A 15,871-nucleotide genomic window follows, 5' to 3' on the forward strand; every position below is an offset into this window, starting at 1 on the left:
TCAGATGTCCTTGTGCCGGGTCACTCGTGGGAACAGGCCATGCACAGCTTCCGGCTCGTTCGCCCACAGGAGATAGACGGAATTGTTTGGCGTATTATGAACGAGAACCACGGGCAATGCGCAGCCCGCGTAACCCAGCCTCATGTCGTCGGTGCGGCCCTTCTTCTCGTGGGAGTCCATTGGCCGCGTCCGATAGTATCCCTCCCCTCTGATGAGGCGTAGGAATTCGGCATCCTCGGGGTGCTGGTCGCTCACCGCCACCTGTCCGGACAGCGTGTACACGGCCGCGGCCTTAGGCACCGGCCCGACCGGGTTCTCGGCGGCGAAGCGGGCCAAGTGATCCCCGATATGGACCAGGGCCCCGGTCGTTGCGATGTACAGGATAATATGGATCTCCCGGTCGGGCGTGACCAGCTCGGACGGGATCTCATTGACCGCCTTCTGGATCTTGCCGGTCCAATTGCCATCGTCCTTCCGAATGTAGCTTGTGCCGCTGGCTGTGAAGTCGTCGATCAGGAAGATGGTTTCGAAGCGCGCATCGGGACCCTCTTCCTTCTGCAGGTCCTTGAGGAAGCGTTTCGCCTTGGGATCGCCAACCTCGTAGGCCTGCCATACCTGCTCATTGCTCAGGCCCGCCGCGCGGCGGAAGATATCCATGCGCGCGCCGTCGCTCAGGCCCAGGAACAGGCTTCGACGCCGGACACTCTGGTACTCGGGGCTGTGCATGACCTTGAGAAGGCGGTGCGGTGCGCAGTTCGGGATCCGCCCAGCCGCCTTCCTGAGCAGAATCGGCTGCACTACGTCAGGGAACGCGGATTCGATCAGCTGGCGCATCTCTTGGGTCGAGATGAACACCAACCGCCTTTTGACCCAGGCGTACGCCGCCTCGCGCTCCTCAAGGGTTTTGAATTGCCACAACCAAAGCCCGAGGCTTTCGATAAATTTGCGCCCCGGCAGGAACTGCTGGTACTCGTCGTACTTGAGCCGCGCCATGCGATCGAGCACAGGCCACTCCTCGCCGAGCCGCCCGACGTCCCACCGCATGACTTCCGCGAGCATCCGCTCGGCGAGCGCCTGTTTCATTGCCTACACACGTGTGCGGGCCGGCCATGACTGCCCTGTGGCAGCGACTCGCCCGGTCTTGCTGACTATGGGAGTTCCGGGCGCATCGCGGCCCGACGGATTTCGGCCACCACTCTAATGATCTGCGCGAGGCGTTCAAGCCCTTCGAGCGTGCCCCCGGACGCGTCACGGAGCAGCCCGCGCAGGGCATCGAGCTCGTCAGCGGAGCCCTCCGCCGGTCTCCGCCGCTCCCGCGTTTTTGCATAAGCCCACAATTTTTGCATAGTGGGGGTCCACGCTGGCCGCGGGCTGGTCAGAGCCCGATGCACGCTGGATTGATTGACTCCCACGAGGGTAGCGAGCCCCTGATCCGAAAGGCGCATTTCTTCCTTCACTGCACGGATACGCGCAACCGCGCGATCCGCCCCTTTCACCTTGCTCCTGGGTCGTCCGGGCCTGCGCCGCACCGCTTGATCCTTTCCAATTTATTGCATATACATTTATTGCACAAATTGAGTTAAGGGCAAGGGGTGTCCCAATGGACGAGATTCGCTTTTACCGGGCCAGCGAGCGGCCGTATGGCGTGTTCAGCAATCTCTATCGACGGACGATGGAGTTCGAGGGCCGGACGTTCCCGACCGCCGAGCACGCTTACCAGTTCGGAAAGGCCCGCCGGCCCGAGGTCCGCGAGTGGCTTATGGCCGCGCCCAGCCCGGCGCTCCTCGCCATGGCCGCGCACGGCCTCTATTATTGGGACGTGGCGCCGAATTGGTCGCGGACCAAGGTGGACCGCATGCGTGCCGTGCTGCGGGCGAAATTCTCACAGCATAGGGACCTCCACGATATTCTTCTCTCGACCGGGGCCGCTCGGCTGATAGAGTCCGCCACCGTTGACTCGCCCGTCAACCGGTTCTGGGGCGAGGTCAACGGCCAAGGCCAGAACACGCTTGGGCGCCTCCTGGAAGAGATCCGGGAGGAGCTGCGTCCGGCCTACAGCACTCCCTCCAGGACCGTGGCAAATGCGTAGATTCCGTGCAGCGAACCGTTTTTGACGCAAAATTGGAAACCCTGCCGCTCACGTGGCGCAAGGCAATGGAGCAGGATGTCTCAAGCCTGAGCCAGGATCTCGCGCTCAGCGGCGTCGCCGATGTCCTGGCGGTAGGATCAGGCGGATCCTACATCACCGCCCTCCTTATCGCCGACGCCGCACGTCGGGTGGGCGGGCGCGCGGCGGAGGCCGTGACCCCCCTTGAGATCGCTGCGATGCCGGAGCGGGCCCAGGGCCGCCATGTCTGGGTTGTCAGCGCCGGCGGGGCCAATGCCGATGTTGCCGCTGCCTTGGAGGCTGCCGCCCAGGTCGAGCCGGCCCGCATCTCGGTCCTCACCAACCGGGCCGGGACCGCCTTGACAGCGCGCGCGGCCGACCTTGCGCGAACCTGCCTGCACCTCTTCGAGCCTTGGGAGCCCAAAGACGGTTTTCTGGCGACGCACAGCCTCCTCATGAACGCTGTGCTCGTTGCCCGCGCCCTTGACCCGGACGCCGTGCCGGGCACCATGGAGGAGATCGTCCCGAAGGCGGGCGTAGACATTCTGCTCCACGACCCGACGGGGGATGCACTACGACGGTCGACGGCCATCATCGCCTACGATCCACTGCTCAAGCCCGCCGCCTCCGTCCTGGAAACAAACCTGTGGGAAGCTGCGCTGTGCAACGCGCAGCTCGTTGACCTGCGGAATTTCGCCCATGGCCGGCATGTGTGGCTTCACCGCCGCGCCGCCGAGACAGTCCTGATCGGCTTTGTGTCGCCTACGGGCGAGCCGCTCTGGACGACGATCGAGGCCGCGGTTCCCGCCGCCATCCCACGGGTGAAGGTGCAGATCGATTCCGCTCGTCCCGGTGGGCCAATCTCGGCCCTCCTCGCGGCCTACGAGCTCACCCGCGGGATCGGACAGGCGCAAGGCGTCGACCCGGGTCGGCCCGGTGTCGCGGAATTTGGACGGGCTCTCTACGACGCACAGGACCTCGCGCGGGTGCGGCCCGCGCTGGAGCCTCCCCCGGTGCGGCGCAAGGCGCAGGCATCCCGGGACGCGGGAGTCCCGGTCGCGACCACGAAGCCCATCGCCGCCGCGGCCGCAGCGTTCATGTCGGCGCTTGCCGACACGCCCATCGATAGCTTGGTTCTCGATTACGACGGAACGTGCGTCTGGACCGGGCATGCGGGCACCCCGCCCGGTCCTGGCATCGTAAACGCCCTCGTCCACCTGCTCGACCGCGGCTTGCGGATCGGCTTCGCAACAGGCCGTGGAGGTTCCATCGCGGAGGAACTCCAGAGCGTCCTGCCCGAACGGCATTGGCCGGCGATCACGATCGGATATTACAATGGCGGCCATATCGGCACGTTGGCGGTTCCGCCCGCCAACGGAAACCTGCCGGCTGATCCATCGCTAGCCGCTTTTGCGCGCGCCCTCGCCGACGATGAGGAAATCGCCCGGTGGTTGGATCGCCTGGGCGAGAAGCCATATCAACTGTCCCTCGTTCCGCGCCGGCCCGTTAGCCCCGTCGCCTTGCGAAGGCTGCTGGCTCAACGAGTCGACGCGGGGAGGCTGCCCAACCGAAGAATGCTGTGCTCGGGTCACACAGTTGATGTGCTCGCCGAGGGGGTCTCGAAACTGAACCTTTTGGCCACGCTGCGAAGCCAAAGGGTGGATCCTCAGGCGCAAAGCCTATGCATCGGCGACTCGGGAGGCTGGCCGGGAAACGACTTTGAGCTTCTGTCCGCTCCGCTCTCCCTCAGTGTGGATCGGGTATCCCCGGACTTGGCGACGTGCTGGAACTTGCTTCCGGGAGGGTGCTCCGGCCCTGACGGTTTGCTGTTTTATCTCGCCGCGCTGTCGCAGAGTGGCGACAGTTGGCGTTTCCAACCGGAATTGCTTCCGTCCCGCTGATCCGCGATCCTGACACTGTCCAAAGCCGGTGCCCGTTATGACACACGCTCGCCATCCCTTGCTGGTTGCCACGGGCTTCGTGGCCCTCGACCGGATCTTCAGCCCGGACGGGAAGCCTGCGTTCAGTGCCCTCGGCGGGAGCAGCGGCAACGTCCTTGCGAACGCGGCCGCCCTTGGCGCGCGCACCCTAGGCCTCTATCGCATCGGAGCCGATGTCCCCGGCCGGCAGGTCCGAGTCGAGATGGAAGGATTGGGCTGCGACGTGTCGATGGTGCGCGCCGACCCCGGCATCGTGACGCCCGTGATCGAGCACCTCGTCGCGCGCGAAGACGGTGGCGCCCCTGGGCATCATGAGTTTCGCCGGGTCGATCCCCTGACCGGAACCTCGTTGGGCCGGTGGTCCAGCATCGAAGCCTCCGACGTCGAGCGCCTCATTCGCTATGCTGTCCCTCCTCAAGTGATGTACTTCGACCGTGTGTCCGCCCCTATTCTCCATGCTGCCACATGGGCTCGCGAACAGGGTACCCTCATCATCTTCGAGCCATCCGCCATCCGGGACCCTGACCTTTTCCGGCAGGCGATGGAACTCGCGCACATTGTGAAAATCTCAGCCGAGCGGATGGCGGAGATCGTCGCAGGTGCCTTGCCGCCGGCGTCAACCATGATCATCACCTTGGGCGCACGCGGCCTGCAGTTCCGGCTATCCCCGGACGATGACTGGATCTCCCTTCCGGCTGTCGACGCTCGGTCAGTGATCGACACGGCGGGAGCGGGCGATATGGTCACAGCAGCGCTGATCTGGCAAATCCTGGATCACGGCTGGCAGGTAGACGGGTCCGTGCTCTCTGGAACACTGCGTCTTGGCCAGGAATTGGCGGCTCTCAATTGCGAGTACATCGGCGCCCGAGGGCTGATTCACGCTCTTGGAGCCGACCCGTTCCGCGCGCTTGCCCAGCGGCTGCGGTCTGCCGGCACCACACACCTCGCCTCTTCGACATAGCAGGGCAGCGCCACGATTTCACCCCGACAACCACGATCACGGCTTAAATAGCACGATGTGGTTGTCAGAGTTGCGGCGCACCACCTCCAGCGCGGGACCGGACCACACATCGAGGCGACGGGCATAGGCCGCCAGGAAGCGCTCGCCCGGAACAGCTTCGTGATCGCGAGGTAGATCCCCATCTCAGTGGTGGCCGGCAAGCCCTCCCTTGGCCAGGCAGCCGTCGCGCACGAGCATACAATCGTGCGCTCCACGATCGCCCGTATAATGGCGCCGAAAATCGCTGTCTGGGGGAGATTCCGACAGGCTTGAGGTTGCAGGTGTTGGCGGTGGAACGCGGAAGGCGACTTCAACGTGGTTGCGGTCGATCTTGGTCCGTCGCACCACAGTTCGGATCAGGGCCTGCTTGCCGGCAAAGCCCAACTCGTCCAACCTGAACGGAGAAATCCAATTGTGCAAACTTCTCCCGCGGAGGCCTCCTTGTATATGGCTGATAGACAGCGCCATCATGGCACAGTGCTGCTGTCGAGGGGGCGTCCACCTCATCGGGGTGCTCAGCGCACCTACGGCACTTCATGATTGGCAGAAGCTCAGAGCTTGCTTTGCTCCTCTCCGGACGCGGCGGGCGCTCGCACGCTTGGACAGCTTGCGCGGGAGGACGAGGCTCCCTTTCAAAAAGCTCGCGCCGTTGCCAGTGCCGGTAACCACAAACCCCATGAAGCAGGGCAGGACTGCCGTATCGATTTCAGCTAAGGCCGCTTATCATGAAACGCAGAGGCTTTGCTGCCCAGCGAAGTAAAGGTAAGCGTGGTGCAGTCTTGTCAGGTCCCGCCTTATTTGCTCAGTGGTAGCTGTGAAGATTGCAGCCATCGCGGATATTCATGGGAAACACGCTGCTTTGGAGGCCGTGCTGGCGCATATCGCTCAGCAAAGCCCTGATCTGATCGTCAATCTTGGAGATACCGTCTTCGGGCCGTTGCAGCCCTCAGCGACGGCCGAACGGCTCATGAGCCTCGGATTGCCGACCGTACGCGGCAATCATGAGCGTCAGCTTCTCACCATATCGCAGGATTAAATGGGGCCCTCGGACCTTTTTGCTGCCCAGAACTTAAGCTCCGAGCAGCGCGCCCGGATGGCCACCCTGCCACAGACCCTTCTCATCGGGGACGATGTACTCCCGGTTCATGGGACCCCAGACAGTGATCTCACCTACTTCCTCGAAACCTTGGAGAATGGAAGCTGCCGTCCGGCAATACGGAATGAGTCGACCACCCGGGCGGGCCAAACCAGCGCCTCCCTGATCCTGTGCGGTCACACTCATATTCCGCGGGTTATGACCCTGGACGACGGTCGGCTCATCGTGAACCCGAGCAGCGTGGGGCTTCAAGCCTTTCACGATGATGCTCCCTTCCCGCATACAATGGCGGCTGGTTCACCGCATGCCCGCTACGCCTTAGCCGAACGCTCCAAAGGTGGATGGCACGTCAAGATGATGGCCGTTGAGCATGATTGGGATGCGGCTGCAATCCTGGCAGAGCAGCGGAGGCGGCCGGACTGGGCCTAAGCGCTCAGAACGGGCAGGCTATGAATTATCCTCGAAGGGTAGGATCGTGATGAGTGTAGCGCATCGCCTCAGCGTCGCAGAGGAATCCGTAAAGCGCTGGCACATCTGCTCGGGTCGACCGCCGCAGAAGAAGTCGTGCTGTTTCGGTGCTCATCCGAAGCCCCTGCCGAGCTGCTAGTCCATTAGCTTAGTGCAGGTCGCCTGCTCGCATGATTTCGCTGACGACGCTATATGGAACTGGGTGATGTGTCATTTGAACGTGTCCAAAAGTTTTGTATAGCGCTGCTGACGAGGAGCCAGTAATGAGTCAGTCTGAGTGGCCCTTCGAGGGAACTCACCGAGGCAAATATCACTTGGCAGTACTGCTCACTGAACACTGGCTAAATTGCGCTCTCAAAGCCGCCGCAGTCTGTGCCACCTCTTCTCGCTGCTGCTGAAAGGCGGCCGATCCTTCCCGCACCGTCGCAATGACAGCAGGGTCAGAACTGCTCGGAGATCCTCCAGGAAATGGTGGTTCGGGATCGTACTCCATGGATAGCTGCACCCGCCGGGCCCGATCTTCACCAAACAGAGCTGCCGCGAGCGTCAGAGCGAAATCGATCCCGGAAGTGACACCCGCCCCGGTCACCCGGTTGCGGTCTACCACAACACGTTCCGCCACAGGCTCGGCTTCAAAATAGGCGAGTTGGTTGAGCGACAGCCAGTGGCAGGTAGCACGATGGCCCGTCAGCAGACCGGCGGCGGCCAATACCAGTGACCCCGTACACACGGAGGTCACGTAAGTAGCGTTTTCAGCCTGGGCCTGGAGAAAGGTGAGAACCTCCCTGTCAGCCATAAGGTTGATCTGCCCAGGCCCGCCAGGACCAAACAGGATGTCCGCCTGCGGACAATCGGCAAAGGTGGTGGTCGGTATCAGGCCCAGCCCACTCCCATCGACGACCGGATCGGAGGACTTCCAGGCCAGATGAAGAGACAATTCCTCGAATCGGGCGAACACCTCAAAGGGCCCGGTCAGGTCCAGTTGGGTCATACAGGGGTAGGCGAGCATGACAACGTGCATGGGCACTCTCCGAGGAGCTATCGCGGGTGTCTAAGCGAGCGGCGTCTTACAGCTTACGCTCCCCAGTGGTGATCCACCTTGCCTTGCCGGTCACGTGAACACGCAAAGATGAGCTGAGCTCATTAGGGATAGCAAATGGGACATTTTGCCTTTGCTCAGTGCTGACAATTTAACTTTTGCGCCTACACAAGACTTGGCTGGCAACAGGTATTTTGACAAAAAGTCCTTAGCGGGTGTCGGTCATGGACCTGACCGGGAGAATTTTCTCTTCTCAATGGTTCCACGTTGGGAGCCGGTTTGCTGCCTCTCTGGTGAAGCGCTGTCGGAGGCAGCGCTTGGCTGTGAAACTTCGTTTTGGGTGAAGTAGGTATTGATCAGGGCCACAACCTTTCGGCCCAGCGCCCGATCCTCTTCAAGGCTGCCCGTATCGAGGATCTCGAGCCGGATCTCGAAATCGGGGTCGCAAATGAGAATGGCCGGATCCTGCTCGTTACCGTCGCCCGAGCTGTCGAGGAACCAGCCCTCGTCCAGGTTCGGGTCGTCAACAACGAGACCCGCATTCAGGCTCTCGACAAGATATCTCGCCAGACGATCGTTGATCCGTGTGCCATCGTCCTCACCAAAGAGGATCCGGGGCTCGCCCTGAGGATCCCGGATGACGTGCTGCCGCTCTCGTCCAGGGCGGGCGAGGAACAGGGTCCATTGTGACGACGGGCTCATGGGCTACTTCTTGTCCGAAGATTATTGGGGACAGCTTACGCTGGCGCCATGACAAATAGCACTTCTGCCTTCGGATCAGTATCGCCGTCCGAGCATCCAGTCGCCTACCTCATCAAGGGCATCAAAGGCGCGGTTGGTCAGGCGGCGCGGACCGGCCAGCAGCCCCTCCTCCCGCTCCACATTATCAGGCAGCGGACGGGGTGGCATCGCCTCACGGTATCCTCCGAATTCGCCAGCCGGCCCGTCGATAGCCCAGTCCCGCTGAGCCACGGCAGGCGGCGTGCTCGCTGGCGGCGCCGAGTGCCTGTCATTCCTCGCCTCGGCTGAGCGCCGGTTCTCAGGCGGCAGGATGTCCTCGACCCCGCTCAGGGCCACAGACTGCGACTGGGGCAGAGCAACCCTGTAGCCGAGCTCCTGGGCGACACCCGGCAGGTTCCGGACCGCCGCCCGGCCCGCTTCCATGCCATGGCAGATGCTGAAGTACAAGGCATGGAAGTTGGCGTTCTGACGGATGGTCTCGCGGCTCTCCCGGGTGGCGAACGGCGCGAGATAAAACGCCATCGTGCGCCCAGCCTTCTCGGCCACAATCGCTGGCTTGGTTCGCGAACAGTACACATACCCGTTCTCCTCACTGAGTTCCCTGCGTCCGCTTGAGCTGGCATGGAAGGTCTTCACCCGGGTTTGCATGAGTGTGCCCTCCCCTGTCCTGGTCAGAGGAGAGGCCGCCAGGATGGCGAACTCGTCGCAGCCATCAGGACGGCAGAGGCCGCGGATGATGTCGGGACGGCTATTGGTCTGAGCAAAGGCCGGCGTCGCGAGCACGAGGGCAAGGGCAACAAGGGGTCGGAGCATTGGTGGCCTTGGGCGAGCTGATGGTTAACGAAGCGTCACCTCCGACGTCGCGTACGAATGTGACGATTTCAGGCCGGTCCACCCATGGTATCTGGCGGCGATAGCCGCGACGCCCCTTCGGCCGCGAAGGGCTCCAAGACGTCCGGAAGTCCTGCCGTGGGCTTGGACAAGTTCGAGTGTTTTTGTCCCGCTAAGAACCCGAGCATCAGGAGCGCCTTTCATATCGGGCGATCTGAGCGACCTTTAGCCTGCTCGCGACCGCCGTCACCAGGGACCGTTCCGCAGGTTCCGTGTGCGGACGGGGATGACGTACCCCGGCGATGGACGCCGAGCGTGTCGTTGTTCTCGCCTGGCTGCGAAAACCTGCCGCAAAGTTCTGCAAAACGTGGACCTGTGCGTTCCTCTCCTGCGTAACAGAATTTCGAACTTCTCAGTCGCTTTCTCTTTCCTGTCCACCCGAACGGATCAGACCACGTGAAAGACCTTCTCAAAAAACTCTTTGGACTAGGGCTCTCTAAAGATGCCATCATCGCTCCCCACGGTGCGATCCTCACGCTCGGGGAGGACCGCCGGGGCGTTCCGCACGGCACGACCCGGAACGCGAACACCCTCCTCCTTGGAGCCAGCTCGCGCCAGCGGGTGGAGAGGGTGATCGTCCCGACCCTTCTGCGGGGCACATCGGCGAGCTACATCGTCGACGACCCGACCGGAGAGGTTTACGACCTCACCGCTGCTACCCGGGCCAAACTGGGACCCGTCTCACGCATTCGGTGGCACAGCGGGAGCTCCTACAATCCACTCGCTGACATCAATCTGGGCACCGATCCGGAAACCCGCTCCCGACGGCTGCGCAACATCGCGGAAACGTTCATCACCCAATGGGCAGAACGATACGATCGGATTCCAGAGATCAAAACGAATGATGGCAACGACACCATCGAGCAGGAAGCAATCTCCGCTCTTTGGGGCCTGCTGGAGCTCGCCACCGCTCAGGTCGCGAACATCGGCGGATTGCGTCTGGTCGAGCCGACCTTGATGGGGCTGTGCACGGTCCTCATCGAGCACCATCTTGACGATCAAGCTGCTGATTATGTTGCCGCCGCCGACAGGTCCGGGAGCCCAAGGGCACTATTCGAATTGCGCGCCTACGCGGCTCTTTCCGATGAGCGCCGTCGGGTGATCCATGACGCGATCGTGCAACGGTTGGTGCCCTTTCATACTCCCGAGACGTCCTGGGCTTCCGGCGATCCGCGCGGCCAGTGGGCGGCCCACCGGAACATCAGTACCTCTGAGGGGGTCGAGATCAGCGGCCCGGCAACCGTTTATGTGTGCTGCCCGACCCGACACGGCCCGCATGCCGCGGCCTACAATCTCCTGACCCGCCTCCTGTGGCAGCAGATCATTGACGAAGCGATCCACGGCCGCAGCGAACAGGCGGCTGACAAGCCACAGCGGCCAGCCGTGTTCATCTTCACAAACACCGATCAGGCCGAGCCGATCTCGGGAATGACAGAGCTGGCCGCAGCCGCCAAGAAGACGGATCTTTCAATTCTCGTTTCCGCTGACGATGCGGCGTCTCTTGACCGGCTCTATGGACCGGCCAACGCTGAAGCTCTCAAGGCTGCGATGGACCTGGAACTCGACTTCGATCCAGCCGCTACCCGATTCGTGGTCAAAGGACCTGAAAAGCCCATTTTGCGGCCGTCCCAGGCGATGGGATCCTTCCTCCTACCGGCCCCCAGAGATCTTTAGAAAACCGCGCCAGAGGTTTCAGACGCGGAAATCTCTGGCGCGGTCTGCAACAAGGCCGTTTCTGGCCTCAGCAGGATGATCAGTCAAAGTTTTGGATCAGAGATGAGTTTCTTTCGATCGACTACGACTTCGGGAAACCTGTGGCTCATGGCCGTCCGCCAATTGAGAACCGGCTGCCCGGAGGTGCGTCTATACTGGATCTCGAGAAGTGTGCCACGCTGCCGCGCCCCAATTGAGCCGCTTGTCACCTCCGGCAAATCAGCTCAGTCTGATCTCGGCTGCCTGTCGACGACAGCTATCGACGAGCCCCGGGAGTTGGCACGGATGGACTGCCCTCCCGGGCTCCTCGTCGGACCTGGCGCGATATCGGGTCTGCCGGCTCTCTCAGCAGCAAAGCCCCAAGTCAGCCTGCTCTCCTATCAGTGGCCTTCCGCCGTCGTAGGAACATGTGCATGTCCTTTGGAACGCCCGAGCGTCGTTCGAGTGAGCGCTTCTGCGCCCCCTTGAAAGGGTGGATCGCAGACAAGACGGCTCCGGCACAGATTGAATGCGCCATTTGGGATTTGTCTCAGACCGGAGTGCGTCTTGTGGTGTCTGAGCCAGCCGACATTCCCATGGAGTTTCAGCTGCAAATGCCAGACCATGGGGCGGCCGCTCGGGTTCGCTTGATCTGGACAGACGGGGTCCATTATGGGGCGACATTTACGGATTGAGGCTAGAACCCGACCAAGTCCAACGATGAGAGGGAGCGAGGGTCCTGGGCTTGGCCGGGAGTACGGTCGGGCAACCGGTATCCTAAGATGCCGGCCCACCACTGAACCACTGGTGAACGCGGATCAGCATCCTGTCTGAACTCCATCGAAAGGGGATGCTCACCGCTCCCAGGCGTCACCATGGCGATTGTTGGTTTTCATCGCCGGATTTCCGAGCCAATCACAAAGATCCTCCAGCGAGGCGAAGACATGCTCGAGGTCGGTAAAGGGTGCTGGCCTGCGTGCTGGCGGTAAATCCTCGAGGAGTTCCGCTGTCCACGTATAAGGCTGATAGGAGCTGTTGCGCACCACACTACCCACGACCTCTCCATTCAGGAGGAGATCATAGGCGCCGGGCGCCAGCTGGATCAGGCTGTAGGTCATTGTCGGTTCTTGTCAGAGGCGAGTTGCCGATCAATCCATCATCATTTTCGGCCTGGGCGGCAACCATCAATTGTCCTCATCCTCGGCGGATGACCTGTGCCTCCCCTGACACAGACACCCCGAGCTGATCAAGCCGCCAGTGCTTTCCCTGCATGGATCCAGGCAAGGATCCTCTCCGATGCAAGCTCAACTATCTTGACGACAAGATCAGCGTCCCTGTGGCTGCAATGAGCGGGCGAGTTCCCGGATCACGCTGTCTTCGATGTTGAGCCTGTCGAATTCCTGTTCGGCCGCAGGATCTAAGACCGGCTCCGAAGCCTCAGGCGCACGCGCCGCCTGGGATGGCTGCGGCTGGGGCTCGCCAGCGCGATTGTCCAAGATATCGAGCAGGCTGTGGAGGGCTGCGTCCGTGACCTCTATCATTGCAGGGGATGGCAGACCGGCCAGAGCGATGGCGCGGGTTTGATAGTTGGGATCACTGGTGACCTCAGGCCCGAACCAGGCCGGAGGCCGGAACTTTCGCGCGGCCTTGTCCTGCTTGAACACGATAGTGATCAGATCGAGCGGTCCCGGACTGATGAAGCGGTGGACGGCGGCGATGTGGGAGCCGATGTCCACGCTGACATTCTGGAGTTCGACCTGTCCGGCAGCCAACTCGAGCAGAGCCTCGGCCTGCAGGCGGGAGATCGCGGTCAGATCCTCGTGCATCCCGGCGGGATGAGGGGAGACCAGGACAAGGTGCCCTGCTTCGCCTTCCAGCTGGACATGGGTGCTGCGGCTTGGTCCTTCCGGGAAGTAGCCTCGTCGGACAAGCTGACCTCCTCTCTCCCTCTCGATCAATCGAGCCAGGGAGGAGGCGAGCAGAAAGACACGGGTGGTGCTCATCGGGTGTCCGCCTTCCACAAGAGGTGCTGGTCGATCAAATCGATGCAATGTTACATTGCGACGACCGACAGGGCACGACAGTTTGGCGGGATCTGCTTCAAATGCAACCCGGTGGTTAACCCGGAACTCGACCAGCATCTCCTGATCGCGTCCGATGTCTCGGTGGGCACCGAAGGACGGTGATGAGCCGAGATGATCCTCAGCAGAAGGTTGTTGGCGACCACCCTCTCTGGTGAGGTGCTAAGCATTGAGGACAGGGCGATCGCCAGGTCGGAGGTTCTCGTTGGCCCACATGGCGGCTTGGGTGCGGTTGGCAGCCCCGATCTTGCGCAGGATCGACTTCACGTGAACCTTGATCGTCGATTCCGTGATCTCGAGCTTCCGGGCAATGACCTTGTTGGCCTCCCCACCCATCAGCGACTGCAGGATGACCGTCTCGCGAGGCGACAGCTTGCCCACCTTCGGATCAGGAGCGCTGTGCTCGGATCCCGAAGGGGTGCGAGCCAAAGCCGAAACCGTGGACGCTTCATCGAGCATGGACTGGAGCACGCTCCGCGGCAGAATCGGCTCGCCCAGAACTGTCAGCTCGAGGACGTTGATCAGCACCTCACGGTCAACTGTGGCGAGGCAGAAGCTATCCACCCCGGCCGCGACCGCAAGCCGGACCAGGCCAAGATCAAAGCTCGTGGCGATGACCACGATGCGAGCCGAGGGGTGATGCCGCTTGGCGTCTTCAACAAGGGTGATTGTTTGCTGGGGCGATCCGCTGGCGTCAATGACATACAGGGCCGGGACTGGATCAGCCTGACCAGCTAACACGCTCTCTCCGGGGCGTCCTCCGTCGATAACCTTAAAGCGGGTCCCCGTCAGCAGATGCGTGAGCCCCGCGCCCAGCAGCGCGTTTCCGCAGAGCAATGAAGTGACGATCTGCTGATCGGAGCGACCTGCCTCGCCGTTCGAGCCGACCGCACAGCCGTATTGATCGCCAAACATCCCCTGCCCCCGTCGTGTCGCCCCAAGCCAATCCTGCATGTTCATCAATGATGAAGAATCCTGGCTGGGCAAGGGAATGCGACCCAATCTACTCATTAAGAGGTACGCATTAGTACGTAAGGGCAAGGCACCATTCAGCTGTGCTTAACGAAGTTGTGGGCGGGCCTCTGTGTCTCAGCCCCCTGGAGGGTAGAGCATAGGGATCCCTTGCTGCGCCGTGGGATGAGATGGGTTAGCCAACGTCTCAAGGGCTGCTTGCCCGCGCTAGCGACGGGCCTTATCGGACTTCTGGGCATGGTTCTTGCTTAGCCGAAGGAACTCTCCTGATGTGAGGCTCGCATGCTGAACTTTCTCCGCCCCTGGCTCGAAACCCTGAACGAGGCCGAGCGCGATCTCAGGCGGCAAGGCTACATTGTTATCTATGGTGGCATGACTTCCATCATCGTCCCGATCAGCTCAAGCGAGCGAACGCCACGGCCGCCTGGCAAGCCCCTGTGGCTGTGGGGAGCGGCTCCAGCCGCGTTTGGAATCTGATCAGAACCTCCGTCCTGGTCTGCCATGCGAGAGATTCACTGCGTCGACTGCAACGCCGATCGCTCCATCTGCGCGATGCCACGCTCCTGGCTCAGGACTTTAGCTCCTCCCTTCCCTCCCCCGCTTTGGCCTCGCCGGATGCCCCGGTCTCCAGCGCGTGAACTCGGGCCTCGATCCACTCGCTCATCTTGTCGACGAACTCCATGGCGTAGCCCCTCAGCCCCTCATCAGCCTCATAGGTCTGCAGGAAGGCTTGCCGCACCTTCTCAACTTCATCCCGGATGTAGGCGGAGCGGTGATCAGGAGGCACGCTGACGGCCCGCTCGGCAATAGTCGCAACGATCTTCTCGATCCGAGCGGCTTGCTGTTCTCGATTCATCTTCGCCTCTCGTCCCGGTGCTGCCGATCCTGTTAAGCGCCTCCGGTTTTGCCGATAGCCGCTCTCAGGTCCGCCAATGCTGCTTCAAATTTCGAGCCCGGCACATAGGCCTTTAGGAGAAAGCTGATTGGCTCTTCTGTCCTTACGTCCGTCAGATTCAAGGTTGGATCCGCTTGTGAGATCGACAGCCGCCGGAGAATGCGCAGAAGCCTGTGATCATCCCTCAACCGGCTGATGGACCGAGCGACCTTCGCCGAAACCCTTGTATTTCGGAGCTACTCCTGAAAGGAAACAGGGCGTGGTCCAGGACCAAAGACCCACTCCTCTTGCTCAGTTGCGGATGGATGGAGACCCCTTAGCCTATGAGACGTGGCTCAAGTAGTTGCCCCTACGGGAGTTACGGCGCTCCGGCTGAGAGTTAAAGCGAACCTCTCTTGGCTGGAGCGTTTCCTTTTTGGCTCGACCTGGCCGAGCAGCGCTCGATCCTGCCACCTCATTTCGGGCGCCTTGCGTCGGTTGGCCAATTATCTCAGGCTCACCGTGGTAGTCTGTCGACGGTAGTCCGCCGCATGAAGGGATCCGAGTTTGAAGCGGAATTCAGGTGGGTTTGGGAGGGCCGCAGGTGACTGCCTGGAGGGCTGCTGCCTGATGCGGCACTCGTCCGTGAGCTTTGCGAGCATCGGCGCCGTCAGCGTAGCGCCGCGTGAGCCTCTGCTGAGGACCCCGCGTTTCCGCTCATATGCCAGGTCGAGATCACCAGCGTAGCGATCAGCACTTGTCGCGAGAGCTCATCCTGACTCCCATCCATGATGATCGTGCGATCACGTCCTGTCCTGGTAAAGAGAAGCGCCTCGTGCGTAGCAGAGGCGCTCCCCTTCCAGGGAGATTCGGACCCCAGCCGTTCCTTCAAGGACGCGACCAATATGCCTGATGGCCAGCGCTTTGGCTGTATCGGAATCAGCACAGGCGCCTAACAATGTGGCCTTAG

Annotated in this window: 17 protein-coding genes; 9 read left to right on the plus strand and 8 right to left on the minus strand. The window is 61.8% G+C overall.

Going from position 1 to position 15,871, the window contains the following annotated elements:
- Both NF876_RS02045 and NF876_RS02050 read right to left on the minus strand, forming a co-directional pair.
- Window positions 1–1,083 carry a phosphoribosyltransferase-like protein gene (locus NF876_RS02045; protein ID WP_262267345.1) on the minus strand — a complete coding sequence of 361 codons (1,083 nt, stop codon included), beginning with the start codon at window positions 1,081–1,083 and terminating at the stop codon, window positions 1–3.
- A 65-nt stretch (window positions 1,084–1,148) separates the two neighbouring features.
- A complete protein-coding gene (locus NF876_RS02050) occupies window positions 1,149–1,346 on the minus strand; it encodes a hypothetical protein (RefSeq protein ID WP_262267346.1) in 198 nt (65 codons plus the stop codon).
- Window positions 1,347–1,600: 254 nt separating this feature from the next.
- Between NF876_RS02050 and ybiA the strand changes: the two genes are divergently transcribed.
- The 4 genes from ybiA (at window position 1,601) to NF876_RS43340 (ending at window position 6,083) form a co-directional block, all read left to right on the plus strand.
- Window positions 1,601–2,089, plus strand: a complete 489-nt coding sequence (gene ybiA / locus NF876_RS02055) for a riboflavin biosynthesis intermediates N-glycosidase (RefSeq protein WP_262267347.1) — start codon at window positions 1,601–1,603, stop codon at window positions 2,087–2,089.
- A 32-nt stretch (window positions 2,090–2,121) separates the two neighbouring features.
- On the plus strand, window positions 2,122–4,008 hold the full coding sequence (locus tag NF876_RS02060; protein WP_262267348.1) for a hypothetical protein: 1,887 nt from the start codon (window positions 2,122–2,124) through the stop codon (window positions 4,006–4,008).
- 37 nt (window positions 4,009–4,045) lie between these two features.
- Complete coding sequence (locus NF876_RS02065; RefSeq protein WP_262267349.1) at window positions 4,046–5,008, plus strand: PfkB family carbohydrate kinase; 963 nt, start codon at window positions 4,046–4,048, stop codon at window positions 5,006–5,008.
- Window positions 5,009–5,861: 853 nt separating this feature from the next.
- Window positions 5,862–6,083 (plus strand): metallophosphoesterase family protein, encoded by a 222-nt coding sequence (locus tag NF876_RS43340; protein ID WP_373371523.1) that lies wholly within the window; start codon window positions 5,862–5,864, stop codon window positions 6,081–6,083.
- A gap of 838 nt (window positions 6,084–6,921) precedes the next feature.
- Here NF876_RS43340 and NF876_RS02075 read toward each other — a convergent pair.
- Window positions 6,922–7,632, minus strand: a complete 711-nt coding sequence (locus tag NF876_RS02075; protein WP_262267350.1) for a DJ-1/PfpI family protein — start codon at window positions 7,630–7,632, stop codon at window positions 6,922–6,924.
- A gap of 354 nt (window positions 7,633–7,986) precedes the next feature.
- Between NF876_RS02075 and NF876_RS02080 the strand changes: the two genes are divergently transcribed.
- Window positions 7,987–8,340: a hypothetical protein gene (locus NF876_RS02080; RefSeq protein ID WP_262267351.1), complete on the plus strand. Its 354-nt coding sequence runs from the start codon at window positions 7,987–7,989 to the stop codon at window positions 8,338–8,340.
- 87 nt (window positions 8,341–8,427) lie between these two features.
- Here the strand turns inward: NF876_RS02080 and NF876_RS02085 are convergent, their stop codons facing one another.
- Entirely contained in the window at window positions 8,428–9,204 is a 777-nt protein-coding gene (locus tag NF876_RS02085) for a hypothetical protein (RefSeq protein ID WP_262267352.1), read from the minus strand.
- Window positions 9,205–9,678: 474 nt separating this feature from the next.
- Here NF876_RS02085 and NF876_RS02090 point away from each other — a divergent pair, with 474 nt between their 5' ends.
- Together NF876_RS02090 and NF876_RS43345 are read left to right on the plus strand one after the other, a co-directional pair.
- Complete coding sequence (locus NF876_RS02090; protein ID WP_262267353.1) at window positions 9,679–10,956, plus strand: type IV secretory system conjugative DNA transfer family protein; 1,278 nt, start codon at window positions 9,679–9,681, stop codon at window positions 10,954–10,956.
- A 452-nt stretch (window positions 10,957–11,408) separates the two neighbouring features.
- A complete protein-coding gene (locus NF876_RS43345; protein ID WP_373696611.1) occupies window positions 11,409–11,669 on the plus strand; it encodes a PilZ domain-containing protein in 261 nt (86 codons plus the stop codon).
- A 159-nt stretch (window positions 11,670–11,828) separates the two neighbouring features.
- Here the strand turns inward: NF876_RS43345 and NF876_RS02095 are convergent, their stop codons facing one another.
- Window positions 11,829–12,092, minus strand: a complete 264-nt coding sequence (locus NF876_RS02095) for a hypothetical protein (RefSeq protein WP_262267354.1) — start codon at window positions 12,090–12,092, stop codon at window positions 11,829–11,831.
- A 207-nt stretch (window positions 12,093–12,299) separates the two neighbouring features.
- Window positions 12,300–12,977 (minus strand): CYTH domain-containing protein, encoded by a 678-nt coding sequence (locus NF876_RS02100; protein WP_262267355.1) that lies wholly within the window; start codon window positions 12,975–12,977, stop codon window positions 12,300–12,302.
- Window positions 12,978–13,019: 42 nt separating this feature from the next.
- Between NF876_RS02100 and NF876_RS02105 the strand changes: the two genes are divergently transcribed.
- On the plus strand, window positions 13,020–13,160 hold the full coding sequence (locus NF876_RS02105) for a hypothetical protein (protein WP_262267356.1): 141 nt from the start codon (window positions 13,020–13,022) through the stop codon (window positions 13,158–13,160).
- A 57-nt stretch (window positions 13,161–13,217) separates the two neighbouring features.
- Here the strand turns inward: NF876_RS02105 and NF876_RS02110 are convergent, their stop codons facing one another.
- On the minus strand, window positions 13,218–14,015 hold the full coding sequence (locus tag NF876_RS02110; protein ID WP_262267357.1) for a LuxR C-terminal-related transcriptional regulator: 798 nt from the start codon (window positions 14,013–14,015) through the stop codon (window positions 13,218–13,220).
- A 294-nt stretch (window positions 14,016–14,309) separates the two neighbouring features.
- Here NF876_RS02110 and NF876_RS02115 point away from each other — a divergent pair, with 294 nt between their 5' ends.
- Window positions 14,310–14,504 carry a hypothetical protein gene (locus NF876_RS02115; protein WP_262267358.1) on the plus strand — a complete coding sequence of 65 codons (195 nt, stop codon included), beginning with the start codon at window positions 14,310–14,312 and terminating at the stop codon, window positions 14,502–14,504.
- 91 nt (window positions 14,505–14,595) lie between these two features.
- Here the strand turns inward: NF876_RS02115 and NF876_RS02120 are convergent, their stop codons facing one another.
- On the minus strand, window positions 14,596–14,883 hold the full coding sequence (locus tag NF876_RS02120; RefSeq protein ID WP_262267359.1) for a hypothetical protein: 288 nt from the start codon (window positions 14,881–14,883) through the stop codon (window positions 14,596–14,598).
- Window positions 14,884–15,871: the final 988 nt, after the last annotated feature.

The sequence above is a fragment of the Microvirga yunnanensis genome (genome assembly GCF_025460875.1).